This is a genomic window from Panacibacter microcysteis, from assembly GCF_015831355.1.
Lineage (GTDB): Bacteria > Bacteroidota > Bacteroidia > Chitinophagales > Chitinophagaceae > Panacibacter > Panacibacter microcysteis.
On sequence record NZ_JADWYR010000003.1, the window covers coordinates 247,637 to 267,139 of the forward strand.

At 43.7% G+C, this 19,503-nt stretch carries 18 protein-coding genes; 10 read left to right on the top strand and 8 right to left on the bottom strand.

Annotated features, from left to right (window positions below; translation table 11 throughout):
* Positions 1-20 precede the first annotated feature (20 nt).
* Entirely contained in the window at positions 21-236 is a 216-nt protein-coding gene (locus I5907_RS20450; RefSeq protein ID WP_196992709.1) for a hypothetical protein, read from the top strand.
* Positions 237-247: 11 nt separating this feature from the next.
* Complete coding sequence (locus I5907_RS20455) at positions 248-466, top strand: hypothetical protein (RefSeq protein WP_196992710.1); 219 nt, start codon at positions 248-250, stop codon at positions 464-466.
* An 85-nt stretch (positions 467-551) separates the two neighbouring features.
* Here I5907_RS20455 and I5907_RS20460 read toward each other — a convergent pair whose 3' ends face one another.
* Both I5907_RS20460 and I5907_RS20465 read right to left on the bottom strand, forming a co-directional pair.
* Positions 552-2,213, bottom strand: coding sequence for a PQQ-dependent sugar dehydrogenase (locus tag I5907_RS20460; protein WP_231402209.1), 1,662 nt, complete (start codon positions 2,211-2,213; stop codon positions 552-554).
* Positions 2,214-2,316: 103 nt separating this feature from the next.
* The gene (locus I5907_RS20465; protein WP_196992712.1) at positions 2,317-2,730 is read right to left on the bottom strand and encodes an EamA family transporter; all 414 of its coding nucleotides are present in this window, start codon (positions 2,728-2,730) and stop codon (positions 2,317-2,319) included.
* 304 nt (positions 2,731-3,034) lie between these two features.
* On the opposite strand from I5907_RS20465, the gene I5907_RS20470 reads away from it, so the two are divergent.
* The 3 genes from I5907_RS20470 (at position 3,035) to yiaA (ending at position 5,422) form a co-directional block, all read left to right on the top strand.
* A complete protein-coding gene (locus I5907_RS20470) occupies positions 3,035-4,327 on the top strand; it encodes an MFS transporter (RefSeq protein ID WP_196992713.1) in 1,293 nt (430 codons plus the stop codon).
* Positions 4,328-4,354: 27 nt separating this feature from the next.
* Positions 4,355-4,918 carry a Crp/Fnr family transcriptional regulator gene (locus I5907_RS20475; protein WP_196992714.1) on the top strand — a complete coding sequence of 188 codons (564 nt, stop codon included), beginning with the start codon at positions 4,355-4,357 and terminating at the stop codon, positions 4,916-4,918.
* 81 nt (positions 4,919-4,999) lie between these two features.
* Positions 5,000-5,422, top strand: coding sequence for an inner membrane protein YiaA (gene yiaA, locus I5907_RS20480; RefSeq protein ID WP_196992715.1), 423 nt, complete (start codon positions 5,000-5,002; stop codon positions 5,420-5,422).
* A 210-nt stretch (positions 5,423-5,632) separates the two neighbouring features.
* On the opposite strand, the gene I5907_RS20485 is transcribed toward yiaA, so the two are convergent.
* Positions 5,633-6,913, bottom strand: coding sequence for an MFS transporter (locus I5907_RS20485; RefSeq protein ID WP_346266799.1), 1,281 nt, complete (start codon positions 6,911-6,913; stop codon positions 5,633-5,635).
* A 253-nt stretch (positions 6,914-7,166) separates the two neighbouring features.
* Between I5907_RS20485 and I5907_RS20490 the strand changes: the two genes are divergently transcribed.
* From I5907_RS20490 to fbaA, 5 genes are all read left to right on the top strand, one after another.
* Positions 7,167-7,538 (top strand): hypothetical protein, encoded by a 372-nt coding sequence (locus I5907_RS20490; protein ID WP_196992716.1) that lies wholly within the window; start codon positions 7,167-7,169, stop codon positions 7,536-7,538.
* Between the two features lie 72 nt (positions 7,539-7,610).
* A complete protein-coding gene (locus I5907_RS20495) occupies positions 7,611-8,879 on the top strand; it encodes a TolC family protein (RefSeq protein ID WP_196992717.1) in 1,269 nt (422 codons plus the stop codon).
* 11 nt (positions 8,880-8,890) lie between these two features.
* Positions 8,891-9,967: an efflux RND transporter periplasmic adaptor subunit gene (locus I5907_RS20500; RefSeq protein ID WP_196992718.1), complete on the top strand. Its 1,077-nt coding sequence runs from the start codon at positions 8,891-8,893 to the stop codon at positions 9,965-9,967.
* A 240-nt stretch (positions 9,968-10,207) separates the two neighbouring features.
* The gene (locus I5907_RS20505; RefSeq protein WP_196992719.1) at positions 10,208-13,315 is read left to right on the top strand and encodes a CusA/CzcA family heavy metal efflux RND transporter; all 3,108 of its coding nucleotides are present in this window, start codon (positions 10,208-10,210) and stop codon (positions 13,313-13,315) included.
* A 184-nt stretch (positions 13,316-13,499) separates the two neighbouring features.
* Complete coding sequence (gene fbaA / locus I5907_RS20510) at positions 13,500-14,573, top strand: class II fructose-bisphosphate aldolase (protein WP_196992720.1); 1,074 nt, start codon at positions 13,500-13,502, stop codon at positions 14,571-14,573.
* 418 nt (positions 14,574-14,991) lie between these two features.
* Here fbaA and I5907_RS20515 read toward each other — a convergent pair whose 3' ends face one another.
* The 5 genes from I5907_RS20515 to I5907_RS20535 form a co-directional block, all read right to left on the bottom strand.
* Positions 14,992-15,825 carry a type 1 glutamine amidotransferase gene (locus I5907_RS20515; RefSeq protein WP_196992721.1) on the bottom strand — a complete coding sequence of 278 codons (834 nt, stop codon included), beginning with the start codon at positions 15,823-15,825 and terminating at the stop codon, positions 14,992-14,994.
* A 53-nt stretch (positions 15,826-15,878) separates the two neighbouring features.
* On the bottom strand, positions 15,879-16,628 hold the full coding sequence (locus tag I5907_RS20520) for a hypothetical protein (protein ID WP_196992722.1): 750 nt from the start codon (positions 16,626-16,628) through the stop codon (positions 15,879-15,881).
* 71 nt (positions 16,629-16,699) lie between these two features.
* The gene (locus I5907_RS20525; RefSeq protein ID WP_196992723.1) at positions 16,700-17,221 is read right to left on the bottom strand and encodes a hypothetical protein; all 522 of its coding nucleotides are present in this window, start codon (positions 17,219-17,221) and stop codon (positions 16,700-16,702) included.
* Between the two features lie 26 nt (positions 17,222-17,247).
* Complete coding sequence (locus I5907_RS20530; protein ID WP_196992724.1) at positions 17,248-18,366, bottom strand: M42 family metallopeptidase; 1,119 nt, start codon at positions 18,364-18,366, stop codon at positions 17,248-17,250.
* Positions 18,367-18,580: 214 nt separating this feature from the next.
* The gene (locus I5907_RS20535; RefSeq protein WP_196992725.1) at positions 18,581-19,489 is read right to left on the bottom strand and encodes a UbiA prenyltransferase family protein; all 909 of its coding nucleotides are present in this window, start codon (positions 19,487-19,489) and stop codon (positions 18,581-18,583) included.
* Positions 19,490-19,503 lie beyond the last annotated feature (14 nt).

Consider the following 19,503-nt stretch of genomic DNA (forward strand, 5'->3'; position numbering starts at 1 on the left):
TAAAAGCTAAATCAAACACCATGAACGATCCAAGAGAACCGAAAAATCCGGAAATAAAAGAACCGGATATATCGCCTGAAATAGAGCCTGACATGCCGGAAGAAGATCCATATACGCCTTCGAAGGAGCCTGAAATACAGCCCGACGATGAACCGGAATTCCCGGAGGATCCAACACCGGAGCCTGAAATACCGGCCGATCTGCCGTCAGAAATTCCACCAAGAATTGTTAACTAAAAAATTGAATGATGAAAAAACTAGCAATTATATTATTCGCATCAGCATCTGTGTATTTAACAGCGTGTGGTACAGGCAGCAACGATGCAACGGGCAGTGACAGTACAATCAGTACAGATGCACCCACAGGCCCGGCACCAGATAATACCAATGCCACAAACCCTTCCATACCAGACTCGGGATTTGTAGATACAGCTTCTCAAAAACCTTTGTCAGACAGTATTCAATAAGGGTTGCCTGAAGAAAAAATTATGAGCCCGGCTATAGTAATATAGCCGGGCTTTTGTTGCGTCGCACTCTTGTACGGCAACAATACTATTCAGCAGCGGATACAATCCTGTAGATTTTTCCATCGGCTTTCGTCATTATATAAAGGTCATTGTTGGCATCAGTGCCAAAGTGAAGATCAACGCGGTCATTACCGCATAACGTTTGAAGGCTTGCAGTTTTTCCATCTATTGCAACAGACCATTCCTGTAACGGGGCAATACTTCCCTGTTTAATGTTGAAGATGTTGGTAAAAAATAAGCGGCCGGTAGGTATATCGCCAAAAAGGAACTTATTTTTTAAGGCTGCAATGGGGCCTTTGTATGCATAGCCACCAGAGATGGCCTTTCCTTCATCATGGTCGTATTCAATAACAGGGTATGTAATATGCATGGCACTGTCATCTGCCGGCAATGCGTAAACTTTATTTATGTTGCCGGTATCGTGAATTACAAAATTTCCTTCTCTTAATGGCCAGCCAAAGTCGCTGCCGGCTGTAACCATATTTACTGATTCAATGTTTGCTTGTCCAACATTGCTAACGAGCATGGCTCCGCCGGCCAGCCACGTAATTCTATGCGGGTTGCGGAAACCCATCGCAAATATTTCGGGTGCAGCACCGGGTGTATGCACAAAAGGGTTCGTTGCAGGAATACCGTACCTTCTATTGCGGCTGTTGCTGCCTGAGGGGTCTATTCGAATTACCGTTCCCCAGAGATTAGCCTTGTTGTGTGCAAGTAAAAAACCATTTTCGGTGCATCCGCCGTCCCCGATGCCGCCATACAGCAGGCCATAATCTTCATCACCCTTTTTTGCAAACGGGTTAAAGGCTATTTCCTGCATGCCATGAATAACCGAAACCATGTTAATGCGCAGCAACTCCCTGCTGGTACCCTTGAATGTACGGTCATTTACATCATTGGCCTTCCACTCTGTAAGCACCCACTGTAATGAAACTTTGATGGAATCTGCATAACCAAAGTCTGCGATTGCGGAGCCGGTTTTTTCTGTGTGCGTTGTATAGAATAGTCCGTTGCGCATAAACGCCGGGTGAAAAGCAATACTGCCAAAACCACTGCCTAGCCCGGGTTCTGCAATAAAGCCTGGCTTTAGTTGTTTCATGTTCATGAATACTGAACTGGTGTTGCCGGTAAGCTGGTAAAGATTTCCCCTGAGGTCGAGCACGAACAGTTTGTTGCTGCCCGGCTGTACAATCATCTGGGTTATTCTTGCCAATGGCTTTTTGCCACTATCAGCAGAGGCTGGCAACTGTGCAATAAACTGCAGGTTAGCAGTGAGCGCAGATTTTGGAATTTTTGAAGGCACAGGATCTTTTACCGCATCGGCATCTTCCGCTGTAACTGTTGCTGTATGAGTGTTTAAAAAGGCAATGATATGGTGTATGTCGTTGTCGGTAAGCGAACCAAATGATGGCATTGATACTTTGTAGCGGGCGTACAGTTTACCTGCACGCTCATCACCGTGGCTGATCATAGCCTGCGGATCTTTGATAAAATCAGTAAGCCACTGCGTGGTTACTTCTTTTGTAACTGCATTCAGTTGCGGACCAATGCCATCCTGCCTGAAGTTGTGGCAACCTTCGCAACGCTGGTTGAACACACTTTCACCTGCGCTGATGCTGGCGGTATCATGCGCTATGGTTTTATCATCAAATGCACTGGCAGGCTGGCAGGCATTGAAACAGATCATTAATAAACAGGATAAGATAAGAACCGGCAGAGTTTTCAGCATTTGGCACTACTTGTCGTTAAAAATAAAACATTTCACACACTGCATTGTAAGCGGGCAAATTTTATAAAATCAGCACTACGGTGCCGCCTATTATGAGTAGTGCGCCAATAGCGGTTTTCAGGGTAAGTGTTTCGCCAAGAAATATAACAGAAAGCAAAATGGTAAGCGCCAGACTCAGTTTATCCACCGGCGCCACCTGGGAGACTTTTCCAGCCTGCAGGGCTTTAAAATAAAAGATCCAGGAGCAACCTGTGGCACAACCGGAAAGCATAAGAAACAGCCAGTTTTGCTTCGACAGGCTTTGTATAGAAGGCACCACGCCTTTGAACAAAGCCAGCCCCCACGCCAGTAAGAGAATGACCACTGTTCTGATAGCTGTGGCCAGGTCGGTATCCATATTTTTTACACCAATCTTGGCAAAGATGGCTGTAAGCGATGCAAAAGCTGCTGATAAAAGTGCATATACCCACCACATAATAATTGTATTTTCCTTAAAGTTAAACGTTATGGCAGATTTGTGTAATTGACGTGTTTGCAAAGATCATTCACAGCTCACGTATTGATTGCTTCAACATACAAACAGCCGCCGGGCAGCGAATGGTAAGTTGGCTGCACCGTATCGCTGCAGTCGCCATAAAAAACGGAACCCTGAACCGAGCGTGGCAACAGGCGATGCCACAGAGTACAAAAGCCGGCTACCAAAAATGTATGCCGGGAATTTTTTACGGGTGAATGCTTATCTTACTGTTTTGATTGCGTAACGCCTGTAATTTTTGCCAATGAAGTATTTTCCTTACCGTTATCGTGTACTTGCTTTTTTGTGTGCATTAACCACGCTTACTTACCTTGACCGTATCTGTATTTCGATTGTAGGTGTCCGTATCAAAAACGAATTCTCATTGTCTAATGAGCAATTTGGGTGGGTGCTTGCGGCTTTTGCATTGGCTTACGCGGTATTTGAAATTCCATCGGGGTTACTAGGCGACAGCATTGGCCCGAGAAAAGTTTTTATACGCATTGTATTGTGGTGGTCATTCTTTACTGCGCTTACAGGTTTTGCCACCGGTTTGGTATCGTTGATAGCCGTACGCTTTTTGTTTGGCATGGGAGAGTCCGGCACATACCCCAACTGCCTTATAACGGTTTCGCGATGGTTTCCTGCAAACGAGACCGGGCGTGCATTAACATGGGTTGGCATTGGCTCGCAGATCGGGTCTGCAATTGCGCCGCTGATCATTATTCCGCTGGCAGCATCGTATGGCTGGCGCATGCCTTTTTATGTAAACGCCATCATTGGCGTGGCCTGGGTGCTGTGGTGTTATTACTGGTTCAAAGATTTTCCATGGCAGATGAAGCATATTGCGCCAAAGGAAAAAAATGATATAGAGCAGGGATGCAGGCACCGTAAAGAGCAACACCTCATATCGCTGAAACTGATCCTGAAAAATAAAACGGTATGGGCAGTTATGTGCATGTATTTCTGTTTTCAATGGTCCAATTACTTCTTTGTGGCATGGATGCCCGTTTACCTGCAGGAGGGCCGGCATTTTACGGAACAGGAAACCTCCCCGGTTATCTTTTCTTTGTTCATTGCCGGCATTATAGGCCTGCTTGCCGGTGGTTTTTTCAGCGACTGGATCGTAAAAACAAAAGGACTAAAAACAGGCCGGCGTTTTATGGGTATCACAGGTATGGGTATGTGCGGAAGCATGATATTACTGGCGGCATTCTTTGCCAGCAATGAATGGAGTGCCATATGCCTTATTGCTGCAAATTTTTCCTATTCATTCGCAGTAATGTCTTCATACGCGGTTTGTGCAGATATAGGCCGCAACAACACAGGTACCGTAACCGGTGCCATGAATTTCTTCGGGCAAATGGGCGCCTTTTTCCTGGCATTATCGTTTGGTAAACTGGCCGATATAACCCATAGCTATAATTACCCGCTTTATATTGTTTCTTTTGTAACGCTTGCGGGCTGCTGCCTCTGGTTTATTATCGATCCTACCAAACAGGTGGAGGCAGGTGGTAAAGAAAATACAACAACCGGCATTTCTGAAAGCATTGCATAAAAAATTATTCATTCAAGGCATCACCATATGGAATACCTGCTGGATTATATAAAAGTTTTTTACCCGCTGTCAACGCAAGCACAGCAGGCATTGAAAGATTGTTTCGAGAGGGTAGAACTGTCAAAAAATGATTACCTCATCCGCGAAAGCCAGGTTGCACGGTATATGTACTTTCTCGAGAAAGGCGCCTTGCGCGGCTATTACATACTGGATGGAAAAGAAGTAACGCACTGGTTTGCTTTTGAAAATGATTTTGTAACATCTTTTCACAGCTTTATTACCCATACGCCGGCAGTTGAAAACATACAGCTTATAGAGCCTGCGGTACTGTGGCGCATCTCAAAAGAAAAACTTACAGCGTTGTATAATGAGCACCACGAGATTGAGCGGCTTGTAAGAATTGCCTACGAGAAGTATTATATAAAGCTGGAAGAACGTTTTGTAAATGCACATTTCAAAACCGCGAAAGAACTATACAACGATTTATTGTTGCAAAGACCACATATATTGGAAAGGGTATCTCTTGGCCACATCGCTTCCTACCTTGGCATCAGCCAGGAAACGCTCAGCCGTATCCGCGGCAGGCTTTAACAAAACGCTTATAGCGATTTTGATAAAAGTCAAATAACAGGTTTTAACCACGCTATAGTTTTGGTTGCATAAATATTTTTTATGGAACAAAAACAGGTTCTTCAGCCCTCTTCGGCTTTTATTGCAGCATCGTGGGCTGCGTTTTTTATCGGTACAGTTGCTTTTATCATTGGTTTATGGAATGCAGATATGCAGCTCAATGAAAAGGGCTATTACTTTACGGTGCTTATGTTTGGTTTGTTCTCAGTGGTCTCTGTTCAAAAAGCTGTACGCGACCAGATGGAAGGCATACCGATTACCAATATCTACTACGGCATTGCATGGTTTTGTACACTGCTTGCAATCGTGCTGTTAACGGTAGGTTTATGGAATGCTGCACTCGCCAAAAGCGAGAAAGGATTTTATGCCATGTCTTTTACGTTAAGCTTGTTTGCTGCAATTGCCGTACAAAAGAACACGAGAGATCTCAAGGCATCTAAACCCGTTGCAGACACGCATGTGTAAGTGATGGGGACGGGCTGTAGTGCTGCTATGAAGCTTCCGTTGTGTCACTCACTTGTACGTTCAGAACATTATGCAGCAGTGCGAAGACCGAAGCAATTTAAACTACTGTATCAGCCGGGATTTCATTGTGCAACACACATACCCGCGGCTGATAACAAGAGTGAAATTAGTCAAAGCCCTTTTCCTTCACAAAGGGCTTTGTGGCATACGTTAAGCCTCGTGCAAAACAGCCTCGGGTTGCTGCGGCCCGGCGGCAGCAGCAACCTGTGCTTTAATCATCCTGCTTACACGATACACCATCCATATAGAAACGGCTGATAAAGCAACAATTACAAAGCCCAGTGTGTCATAATGCTCCAGCGGGCTGGTTTTGGTTGGCTGTACTACAATCAAGCCGCCAACTGCTGCGGCAACACCACCGGCAATCTGTTGCAGTGATGAACTTACGCTCATATATGCCCCACGGTCCTGCATCCTGGGTAACGAAGAAGTAAGGGCAATCGCCGGTACCATCCGGCTCATGATGCCGGCCATAAAAAGAATATTCATTGTTATTACCACAATAAAAGGTACAGGTGTAAGGTGCGTATAAATGATCACCATGATCATCATCCATACAGAGGCTATGGTAAATATTTTAAATTTATCAATCCTGTCGCTCAGCTTCCCGATAAGCGGCATAACAATTAGCGATGCTACACCCGAAACCATGAATAAAAATGGAAGTTGCTCATAACTTACATGCAGGTTGTTTACAGAAAATGCACTGCCCCACGGCATCATCATAAAGCCACCAAGGGATAGCATGGCAGTAGCCAGGAAACCGATGCGGTAGTTGCGTTGCTTTACAGTATTCCACAAATGCTTCACTGCATTTCTTTCTGTAGCCTCGTTAAGGTGCGCAGTTACAGGTTGCATTTTCAGCAGCGTTGTTATCCATACAGCCGATGCAAGTGCCACAATCATAAGAAATGGCGCCTGCCATCCCCATATATTGGAAAGATATAAACTGATTGGTATGCCCAATACCTGGCTTGCACTAAGGCCCATTTGCGCAAAACCCATCACACGGCCTCTTTGCTCCAGCGGGAAAAGATCGGCAATGATGGCCATGGAAATAGATCCTATTACGCCGCCAAAAAGACCTGTTACAATTCTCGCAAACAATAACATAAGGTATGTATGACTAAGCCCACAAAGCAATGTGCCCACTATAAAACCAATGTAAAAAAACAATAACAATTTTTTCCGGTCGTAGCGGTCTGCAAAGCCTGCAGTAAGTAATCCTGAAATGCCGGCACTGAATGCATAGCCTGAAACTGCAAAGCCAAACTGCGTGGTATTCATGTCCATTGATTTCATCAGTATATCGCCCAGTGGAGACATGACCATAAAATCCAGCACTACGGTAAACTGGGTAAGCGAAAGCAATACAATTACCAATACCTGGTATGGTGTAAAAGCTGTTTTGGCTGCAGGTTGTTTTTGCACGTTGGTTAAATTGAAGGTGCAAAGAAACCTTTTTTAAACACATGCTTCGGGTGATAACTATAATATTTATTTATTACGTGAGCGGTGCAATTTTCTGCTGCTAAGCTTTGTTTTACAATTGTAAAAATCACAACACCAATTTCTTTTTTTCATTTTGCTGGCCGGCAGCGTACTTTTTTATAACATTTCCTTTTCATTTATCATTTTTACCAGGCCTTATTCCATTAGTCCATGCTCTATATTTGCGCATCTCATGAGGCGATTTCTACTTTTCCTTGTAATACTTTCTCACATCAACACTACCATGTTTGTACCATGCGTAGACGAGATGGACGAGTATGCAAAAGATGGAACGCAGAAGGACGATATCAACTCCGTTGCCGAATACATTTACCAGGTTGTTTTCAATCACCGAGACAAAACACCCGAAGATGAAGATGATGACCAGGCGCACTACTTTTTGCTTGCAAAGTCTGCTTCTTACAATTTTGAACAGCAGCAATGGAAGCTTGTACCACCGGTTTTTACCAGTTATAAAAAAGTCATTTATCCTGAGTTAGACATTTCGCGTTTACCTGTTACTTATAAAGATATTCTTACCCCTCCGCCAGACGCAGCAGTATAATATATCACATCCTTGTTGTAATGCTTGCCGCCATTGTGCGCAATGCAATTTTTCTACTTAATTCTATTTTCAATGAAAAAAGCAATATACAGTTGCAGGTATATGCCTGTGCTGCTGTGCTTTGCTATGCTGTCTGCACAAGTGTTTGCACAGGATAGCTTGCATATATCAATCAACGCGTCAGACCATTTATTCCTGGAAAAAAACCTGCTGGCAGTTGCCGGCCAGTTAAATGTAGACGCACAAAAAGCACTCGAAATACAGGCGTCTTTGTACCCCAATCCCACGGTAAGTTTTGGTGTAAATGCTTACGATGCGGATAACAGGAAGTTGCTTTACGCTGGCGCTAACGGTGAAAAAACAGCTGAAATTGAACAACTGATACTCCTGGGCGGTAAACGAAAAAACGAAATAGCACTGGCGAAACAAAACTCAAAACAGGCGGCCCTTGAATTTAGTGACCTGCTTCGCAATCTCAAATACACGCTGCATACAAATATGTATAGCCTGTATTTTGATCTTAAGACCCTGCAAAAATTCAATACGCAATTGCAGCAGCTCGATACCATTATTGACGCATACGAAACGCAGGCTAAAAAAGGTAACCTGCCCCTGAAAGAAGTGGTACGCCTCAAATCAACATTCATACAGCTCAACAATAATAAAACAACCCTGCTGCAATCCATACAGGATGAACAAAAAACATTGCAGGTACTGCTCAATGTAAACGAATTCATCGTGCCGGATGTTGATGAGCAGGTGTGGCAGCAATTCGATCGACTGCCAGTTGTAGATTCCCTGCTTCAGCTTGCGCTTGCAAACCGGGCAGACATACAGCTAGCCGCCGTTAATAAAGACATTGCAGCATTAAATGTAAAATATCAGAAAAGCTTGGCAGTGCCCGATCTTACACTCAATACATCCTACGACCAGCGCGGCGCTGCATTCAATAACCAGTTCCTTTTTACGGTGGGTATTCCGCTGCCGCTGTGGAACCGTAACCAGGGCAATATAAGATATGCAGAAACGCAGACAAAACTGGCATCAGTAAATGAACAGTTACAGCAAAACAGCCTTACTGCAGAAGTAAATGCTGCATGGTACAACATGCAAAGAAGTATCCAGGAATTTCAAAAAACACAAGCTGTTTACAACAAAGATTTTACTGATGTATACGAGGGTATGCGCGAAAACTTTTTAAAGCAAAACATCAGTATTGTTGAGTTTGTAGACTTTTTCGAATCCTACAGCGAAAGTCTTGCAGAAGTGAACCGCATTCGTAAACAACTGGCACTGTCTGCAGAAAACATCAATTACACAACCGCTTACACGCTTTACTAAAACACACCGCAATGAAACTATTAATTATACCAGTCATGCTAATGGTAATTACAGCATGCAACCACGCAAAGCCGGAAGCTGTACCGGGTGCAGCATTTGTATTAACTGATACCATGCTTGCAAAAACGGTTTTTGCCAGGGCAACTTCAGATACAGTAACAACCGAACTGAAATTATACGGCAAGATCGCCGCAGATAATAACAGGCTCTCACAGGTATATCCTGTTGTTGGTGGCAATGTAATCCAGGTAAATGCCGAACTGGGAGATTTTGTAAAACAGGGACAAACGCTTGCCGTAATCCGCAGCAGCGAAGTGGCAGGCTATGAGAACGAAAGGTTAGATGCCAACAGCGATGTGGCGCTGGCTGAGAAAAACCTGCAGGTAGCAAAAGACCTTTTTGCAGGTAAACTCAATTCAGAGAAAGATGTGGTGGCAGCAGAGAAAGAACTGGAAAAGTCAAAGGCCGAACAACAGCGCATCAACGAAGTGTATAACATTTATCATTTAAAGCCTGGTGCATTGTACAATGTTACGGCGCCCATCAGTGGGTTTGTAATCAATAAAAATATTACACCAAACGAACTTATTACCAGCGGCAACATCAGCAATCTTTTTTCTATAGCGCAGATCAATGAAGTGTGGGTGCTGGCCAATGTTAACGAATCAGATATTGCGTCTATACAACAGGGTATGAGTGCAACTGTGAAAACCATCAGCTATCCTGACCGTGTGTTCAAAGGAAAGGTTGACCGCATATTCAACATACTCGATCCTGATACAAAAGCCATGACGGTGCGTATACGTATTGCAAATGATGACCTGGCACTAAAACCTGAAATGAGTGCAACGGTGTCTTTACAGTTCAATGAAAACAGGAAGATGATTGCGGTGCCTTCTGCCGCCATCATATTTGATAAAAGCAAAAACTGGGTAATGGTTTACAAAGACCGCAGCCACATTGAAACGAGACAGGTAGAGATATACAAACAGGTTGGCGATACTGTTTACATATCAACCGGCATTGCAGAAGGAGAGCAGGTAGTTACACAAAACCAGTTGCTCATGTACGATGCGTTAAATGATTAACACACGTTGCAGGTACACAACAATTATGATGAACCAGGCTGCAGTACAGGCATGAGGCTTTTGTTGCGTCGCACTCTTCAGCGCTTTACACGCTGTTCGGCAACGGCTACAGTCCGGTGGTGTTGTTAGCATCGGCGCCTTTATGCGAAAACGTATCGTTGTCGCCCATAGCCCTGCAGTACAAGTGAGTGACACAACAGGCGATGCCATTAGTGCTGCAGCCGGTACAAAAAAAATAATATGAACAAGTTTATCAGAAATATCATTGCCTTCTCACTGAAGAATAAATTCTTTACATTCTTCTGGGTGGCTATCATCATTATTGCCGGTGTTTTCAGTTTTGTGAAAATACCCATAGAAGCTTTTCCTGATGTTACCAATACGCAGATCATCATCGTAACACAATGGAACGGCAGAAGCGCCGAAGAAGTAGAGCGGTTTGTAACCACACCCATAGAAGTGGCTATGAACAGCGTACAAAGAAAGACAAACGTACGCTCTACCACTATGTTTGGGCTAAGCGTTATCAAGATCATTTTTGAAGATGATGTAGACGATTTTTTTGCGCGGCAGCAGGTAAATAACCTGTTGCACAACGTGCAGCTACCCGATGATGTAACGCCGGATGTGCAGCCGCCATACGGCCCCACCGGCGAAATATTCCGCTATACATTGCAAAGCAGCAAGCGGGATACGAGAGACCTGCTTACCATTCAAAACTGGGTTGTGGACAGGCAACTGCGCAGTGTGCCGGGCGTTGCAGACATCAATGCATTTGGCGGGCAGGAAAAGATCTATGAAGTAAGTGTTGACCCAGTGCGGTTACAGAAGTTCAACCTTACACCGCTGGAGTTATATGAAAAAGTATCGCACAGTAACCTGAATGTTGGCGGTGATGTAATTGAGAAAAACGGGCAGGCTTATGTGGTGCGTGGGTTGGGTTTATTATCATCTGTGGAAGATATTGAAAACACCATTGTAGACAATGAAAACGGCAACCCTGTACTGGTAAAGAACGTGGCAACTGTAAAAGAAGCAAGTGCGCCAAGAGTAGGACAGGCAGGCCTGGATAACAACGATGATGTGGTAGAAGGAATAGTGGTAATGCGCAAGGGTGAGAATCCTTCCATCGTGTTGCAGGCGTTAAAAGAAAAGATCAATGAGCTGAACACGAAAGTATTGCCTGCCGATGTAAAGATGGTTACTTTTTATGACCGTGATAACCTGATGAGTTATTGCACGGAAACAGTGATGCACAACCTTGCAGAAGGCATTATACTCGTTACGGTAATTGTGTTTTTGTTTATGGCAGACTGGCGTACAACAGTGATTGTTTCCATCATTATTCCACTGGCATTGTTGTTTGCATTTTTATGTCTTAAGCTGAAAGGCATGAGCGCCAACCTGCTTTCCCTTGGTGCAGTCGATTTTGGTATCATCATAGATGGCGCGGTTGTAATGGTGGAAGGATTGTTTGTGGCACTGGATCATGTGGCGCATCAGCGTGGTATGGATAAATTCAACAAGCTGGCCAAAATGGGCATCATCAAAAAGACGGGTACTGAAATGGGCAAGGCAGTCTTCTTTTCAAAAGCGATTATCATTACTGCGTTACTACCCATTTTTTCTTTTGAGAAAGTAGAAGGAAAGATGTTTTCCCCACTGGCGTGGACCCTTGGTTTTGCTTTGATCGGCGCATTGCTGTTTACACTCACGTTGGTGCCGGTACTATCTTCCCTGTTGTTGAAAAAGAATGTCCGCGAGAAGAATAACCGCTTTGTCAATTTTATCAACAGGATGGTGGAGAATGGCTTTGGGTGGTGCTTCGGGCACCGGCGGTTGAGCCTTGCTGCTGCGTTTTGTTTACTTGGTGTTACGCTGTTTTCTATAAAATGGCTCGGCTCAGAATTCTTGCCGCAGTTAAATGAATGTGCATTATGGGTAGAGGCAAAAATGCCGATGAGCAGTTCATTAAATGAAACAGTAAAGATGGTCAGCATCTTCCGCAAAGACCTCATGAGTTTCCCCGAAGTGAATGGCGTGCTTTCGCAAACCGGCCGCAGCAATGATGGCACTGACCCAAGCGGTTTTTATTATGTGCAGATGCAGGTGAACCTGAAACCTAAAAGTGAATGGAAGCGAAAAATAAGCTATGATGAGCTGGTGGAAGAAATGGATAAGAAACTTAAAAACTACCAGGGTATTGGTTATAACTATTCCCAACCCATTATTGATAATGTGGCCGAAGCCGTAGCTGGTATGAACGCCAATAATGCGGTAAAGATTTTTGGCGATGACCTCAACACGTTAGACAGGATTGCCAACGAAGTGCAGCAACAGATTGCAACCGTGCAGGGCGTGAAAGATGTGGGCATTCTCAGGAATATAGGCCAGCCCGAAATAAGCGTGGAACTGGATGAAGAAAAGATGGCGATCTACGGCGTAAACAAGGCCGATGCACAGGCCGTTATCGAAATGGCGATCGGTGGCAAAACAGCAACGGAAAAATTTGAAGGCGAGAAAAAATTTGATATACGCATACGCTACCAGCAGGATTACCGGAAAGATGAAAATGACTTTGGTAACATACTTGTACCAACACTGCGTGGTGAGAAAATTCCTTTGAAAGAGATAGCTGCCATACGTAAGCAGACTGGCCCGGCCTTTATCTACCGCGATAATTCCAAGCGGTTTATAGGTGTAAAATTTACTGTAAGAGAAAGAGACCTTGGCAGTACAGTGGCCGAAGCACAGGACAAAGTGTTTAAAAATGTAAAGCTGCCACCGGGTTACAGTGTAGGCTGGGCCGGCGAATTTGAAAACCAGGTAAGGGCCGGTAAAAGACTGGGGCAGGTAGTGCCTGTTAGCCTGGTGGCAATTTTCATTTTATTGTTCATCATGTTTGGCAATATAAAAGATGCATTGCTGGTGCTGGTAAATGTGCCCTTCGCACTTATAGGCGGTATACTTGCCTTGCATATTACCGGTATGAACTTCGGTATTTCTGCCGGTGTGGGGTTCATCGCATTGTTTGGCATTTGTGTGCAAAATGGAGTGATACTTATTTCCGAATTCAACAAAAAACTAAAGCAAAAACTTACACTTGAAAAAGCGATACTGGAAGGTGTGAAGGCAAGAACAAGACCCGTGGTAATGACAGCGATGATGGCTGCACTCGGTTTGCTGCCCGCGGCACTTTCTACAGGTATCGGTTCAGAATCGCAAAAGCCTTTGGCTATTGTAATCATTGGCGGGCTGGTTACAGCAAGTGTGCTTACACTGCTGATCTTCCCCATCATTTACTGGATATTCTATCGCAGAACATTCAGGCATCATGCGCAGGTTTGAGTTTGATATATGCATACAACCCGCTGTGTCTACAGCGGGTTATTTAGATGTTGTAATGAACAGGTGCCGCAACAAATGTTCATTAGTGTAGCGCTGCGGCAGGTGAATAATTCACGGCGTTTTTCGCGCTTTAACCATTATCTTCGCTACCCCAAATAATTCTATTAACAAAAAGTAAAAAAGCATGGCTAAATATTCAGCCGGTGTTTTGTTCGGCGATGAATTACAGGCATTATACGACGATGCCAGGAACAACAAATTCGCACTTCCGGCGGTAAATGTTATCGGTACAGATTCTGTAAATGCTGTACTCGAAACAGCAGCAAAAGTTCAGTCCCCGGTTATTATCCAGTTTAGTAATGGCGGCGCCCAGTTTGTAGCTGGTAAAGGCATGCCTAACGATAAATTGCAGGCAAACATTATCGGTGCCATCAGCGGTGCAATGCATGTGCACAACGTAGCATCGTATTATGGTGTACCAGTAGTGTTGCATACAGACCACGCAGCAAAAAAATGGCTGCCATGGATCGATGCTTTGCTGAAAGCAGGTGAAGATTACAAAGCCAAAAATGGCCGCCCTTTATACAGCTCTCACATGCTCGATCTTAGTGAAGAACCATTGCATGAAAACATCGAGATCTCTTTCGAGTTTTTCAAACGCATGGAGAAACTTGGTATGAGCATAGAGATAGAACTTGGTGTAACCGGTGGTGAAGAAGACGGTGTTGATAATTCGGATGTGGAGAATTCAAAATTGTATACACAACCTTCAGAAGTTGCACAGGCTTATGATGCATTGATAAAAGTAAGCCCGAGGTTTACAGTGGCTGCTTCTTTTGGTAATGTGCATGGCGTGTACAGCCCCGGTAATGTTGAGCTGCGCCCGTCTATTTTGAAAAACAGCCAGGAGTTCATTGCAGAAAAACTGGGCCTGCCTGCAGGCAGCAAACCGGTATATTTTGTGTTCCATGGCGGTAGCGGTTCTCCAAAACACCAGATCAACGAAACACTGGATTATGGTGTGATCAAAATGAACATCGATACCGATATGCAATGGGCATTCTGGGAAGGTGTACTGGGCTACTACAAAAAGAATGAAGCATACCTGCAGGGCCAGTTAGGCAATCCTGAAGGTGCTGAAAAACCAAACAAGAAATATTACGACCCACGCGTTTGGTTAAGAAAAGGCCAGGATAATTTTGTAAAACGTTTGGAAGAAGCATTTACAGATCTTAACTGTATCGGCAGAAACCAATAACGATATTGAAAGCTTACTGAAAAGGAGAGAGGCAATGCTTCTCTCTTTTTTATGTACTTAGCTGCATTGCTACTATTAAGCTTAGGTTGTGTCACTCACTTCAGCGGTTAGTACATTGGTGAGCAAGAGACACAGCCCGGTGCATTGTATACATACCTGCCTTAAAGCCGGGCGCCGAAATATATTTTCTTACAAGTGAAAGAGGGTTGTTACAACAAAGGAAGACTGTACAACTGTTGCCATGAAAAACTGCAGTACAAGTGAGTGACACAAGGGACGATGCCATGAAAAACTGCGGCTGAAACAACAATAGGTAAGCATTCAGTGCAACTGAAAGCCAACGCTGAAGCCAAAACCAGTGAAAATTTTTGTGCGGGTTTGAATGCATGATTACAGGCGCATTCATTGGTATGAAACCTTAGCCCTCCACCAGTTCACCCACAGCCATGTTTAAAAAATTTGGCAGTACATGATTGTACGTAAACATGATCTTGCGCGGATCGCTCAGTTGCTCTATCATGTTGCTCCACTTGGGTTCTCCGTGGTTGTTTATAACGGTTTGCTTTTTGTCTTCGCGCTGCAGGTACATGCTCATGCCAATTGCATCAGCCTCGGGATGAAATTGTGTGCCCACAAAATAATCATTGAAACGAACCGCCATGATAGCCCGTTCATACGGTACATGTGGTCTTTCTTTTTCAATTGCCAGTATTGCGCCGCCAAGTTCTTTTAAACGGGAATGATTGGGTTCAATAACCTGGAAATCCCGGCTGTCAACCGCGTAAAAAGGGTCACGTAAGCCATTGAAAACTGCTTCGCGTTTGCCGGCCTGTGTCATATGCACCGGGAATACACCAAAGGATGTTGATTTGCGCTGGCAAACCGTGGCAATATTATAATGGCGGCAGGCAAGCTGAAAGCTGTGGCATATGAAGAAAATATGTTTTTTTGGGTAATTAGACATGTTTTTGTTCCATTCATTAACCGCATCTATCCATTTGCAAAAAGCAGTGTCCCACTCCTGGCCAACACTTGTAAGCGGAGAGCCTGGGCCGCCGCTTGATATATAAAGATCATAAGAAAGATCTGGTAATTGTTTCTGTACCCTTACATCAAACTCGTTATACTCTACCTGGTAATGATTGCTCTTTCCCCACCAGCCCAATATTTCACGAATACAGCGCATGCCCTGGTTAGGGTGCCCTTCATTCATGTCTAAAACCGCAATACGAACCTTCCTAGTTGTTTTCATAAACGGCAAAAATAAAAAATTTCAGCCTTATGGTACTAACACGTTGTACACAGTTAAGCATAAACCCGTTTGTTTTCAGGGTATTTTAACAGCAATGTGAGCAGCAGTGCACTGATTTCGTAATACGGTATGCGCATGATGAAATGATCTGCAATAAGGAATACAATAACCAAAACGGCAAGCAAGCGATCGTACCTGGTGGTAAAAAACCCTACCACAAATGCAGCCTCGAGTAACGTGGCGCCAAGGTACAACAGGTATGATAGCGTTTTGTGCTGTATTAAAAACAGGTACACATTGGTAAGCCAGTAACCAGGTGATCCTGTAAGCAACTGGTTATGCTGGTACAACAGGATGCCACTCATTTCAGAAGGGTTGAAAATACCACCCTGTGCAAGTTTCCATACGGCGGCTGAAGCAAAAAAGAACAGGAAGAAATAGCGTAAGCCACGGAACAACAGTAAAAAAGTTTGCCTGTTTGAAGGAATAAAAACCACCGGAAAGAGCAACCATGCTATATAGCTTTCAATAGAGTTGATGGGGTACAATGTATAACATTGAATGTACGCAAGATTGATCAGGAGCATTAATATTGCTGCTATGGGAGAAAGGCGGTGTTTTAATTTGTAAGTAAACAGGTAAATAAGCGGCATGCTGTAAAAAAGCGTATCCATCATTATAAATCCTGCCATATTGTTCAGGAGTAACTTATGTAAACCTGTTTGCATAAACAGCCAGGTAAAAACGTCCTGCCGGGTATAAAAGAAAGCAGGTTGCACCTGGAACAGGAGCATCCCGTTCAAGAGTTTATACAACATCAGCGCGTAAAAAATGATGTTGTACCAGCCAATTACTTTGTATTTAAAATCTTTGTTCAGTGTGTTCGATTTTCTTTTGCCAGGTTCTGACCGTTAAAAACGTAGGGTGTAAATGCAATGCGAAATGAGTCTGTTTTTATGCCGGTTATAGCAGTAAGTCTTTTTGCATACCATTTTTTAAATGCCGCTTCTGTAAGGCTGTTAGTATATACTGACGAATCATGCAGGCGCAGCATACGCCTGATGTCATTGTTCCAGTTGAGGCTATTCCATTGTTGCTGCATATAAAATTTTTCGGCTGGCAGTACGATATTGTCCCATTCCTGCGACGAAAAATCTTTTGCGGCAAGGCGCCTGCCGTTTACGAAGATCTCTGTTACGGTGTAGTTTTTTTCAGGACTTATTACCGCCGAGTACATGCCATAGTGAAACAATGGTGTAAACACAACACCTCTTTTGTAGTTGATAAATAATTGCCCTGTTATGAATACAATGATCACCAGGAACCAAAACTTGCTTTGCCTGAATAATTGCTGCAGGTACATAAAAAAAGTGTTGCGCCAAAGGGCGCAACACATAGATACGATTTTTTTAGCAGTACATTTTACAGGTAGCTCAAATTGGTTTTGGGAGAAAGCTCCAGTAAGGTTTCGTACATGAGCGTAATGGTATCTTCAATATCTCTTTTGTGCAGCATTTCTACTGGTGTATGCATATAGCGCAGCGGAATAGAGATCAACACTGAAGGGCAACCGTCATTGGCATATGCAAAACTATCGGTATCTGTTCCGGTGCTGCGGCTTACAGTGCGCATTTGTACATTGATCTTTTTCTTTTCTGCTACATCTTCCACTATCTTCAGAAGTTTATTGTGTACGGCAGGGCCATATGCCAGTGAAGGTCCTTTACCACAGGCCACATCACCCTCTACGATCTTGTTTACCATAGGTGTCTGCGTATCGTGTGTAACATCGGTAATGATTGCAACATTGGGTTTTATGCGTCGTGCAATCATTTCAGCACCGCGCAAACCGATTTCTTCCTGTACGGCATTTACGATATACAATGCATAGGGTAGTTTCTTTTTGTTTTCTTTTAGCAGCCTTGCTACTTCTGCAATCATAAAGCCACCAATGCGGTTATCAAATGCGCGGCCTATGTAGTAATCGTTGGCAAGTTCATCGAAACCTTCTTCGTAGGTAACTACAGCACCAATATGAATGCCGAGTGCTTCGATTTCTTTTTTGTTGCGGGCACCACAGTCGAGGAAAAGGTTATCGACTCTCGGTTGTGGCTCTTTCTGGTCCGGGTTGCCCAATCTTGTGTGGATGGCTGGCCAGCCAAAAACGGCTTTTACCGCGCCTTTTCTGCCATGTATTAGTACACGTTTAGCAGGTGCCACCTGGTGATCTACACCGCCATTGCGTTTTAGATAAATGAGCCCCTGGTCGTTTATATAGTTGACAAACCAGCTTATTTCATCTGCATGGGCTTCTATTACCACTTTAAACGTTTCGTTTGGGTTTAAAACCGCCACTGCTGTGCCATAAGGGTCGGTAAAATGAGTATCGGTAAAGGGCTTAATATAGTCCAGCCATACCTTTTGTCCGCCGCTTTCAAAACCTACCGGAGAAGGTGTGTTGATGTAATTTTTTAAAAACGCAAACGAAGCATCTGTTATAACCGGTTTGTGCTTTACCTTTTTATCTTTTTCTTTTGCCATGTTACAGGACGTTGGTTTATATGATGAATTGTGAATACGCAGTAATTATATAAGCACCTGCCATTGATAAAAATACCACCTTTTGTTGCTTGTTGTATATAAGCAGGTCTTGTAGCCGCATCGAAAAGCTCCGTAATGATTTGCTGTACAAGTGTGCGACGCAAGGAACGATGCTACATGTGCTGCTGCCGGTAACAAAAATATCCAAATCAGTTCATTTAACCAGTAATGCTGCGGTTATACCACACAATGCTTTAACGAGCATTAACCCATCTATTACAACAAGATAATATAAAATAGACTTTTTGTTTTGCATGCTCCATGCAACGATTAGCAGTAACACAAAAGGTATACTGTTAATGATAATGCGCAGTGCCGGAAAATGCACAACGTATGCAAACAGCAGCAAAGCGATAAAACCAATAAGCGTAAGCGGCACAATGATGAAAAAAATGGTTTTCTTTAATCCAAGTTCTACCACAAATGTTTTGAGCTTCCGGTTATGATCTTCTTTATAATCTTTGATATCAAATAAAATAGCCAGCAGGCTGATGTACATAAAGTTTTTTACAAACAGCCATGCATTGATAATGCTGAGCTGGTAGTTGCTTTTTTGTTCGGCCACATGCCACAAAAGCGGCATGTAGGTAACCATGGTAGACCATACAAAACCGATTACAAAGGGTTTGAACCAGCCGGTATTGCGCAGGTTGAATTGCAGGCCCGGTGCCAAAGGAATACCGTAATACGCCAGCGCCACCAGGAAAGACACAGCGGGTAAAACCAGGTATACAGGTGGAATAGCTATAAGACCATTAAAGTTTTTGATGAGCAGCATGCCCAGCAGCAACACACATATGATTGCCAGTACTAACTGCGTATACCGTATTTTTTTGTAATGGGCGGTGTACCAGTTGCTTCGTTTATTTGTTGCTGATGCGGGGTATTCTTTTATATATGCATAAGTGTAAAACAGGACGGTGGCACAAAATATAAAAGCATAAAATGCGGGCGAATTAAGGGTGAAGTTCTGTTGCATACTTGCTTCTACAGCAAGGGCAACAGTACAGCATCCATAAAAATAATTTCCAAAGAAAACAGAATATGCAAGGCGTTTAAGCAACGCAAAGGTTTAAG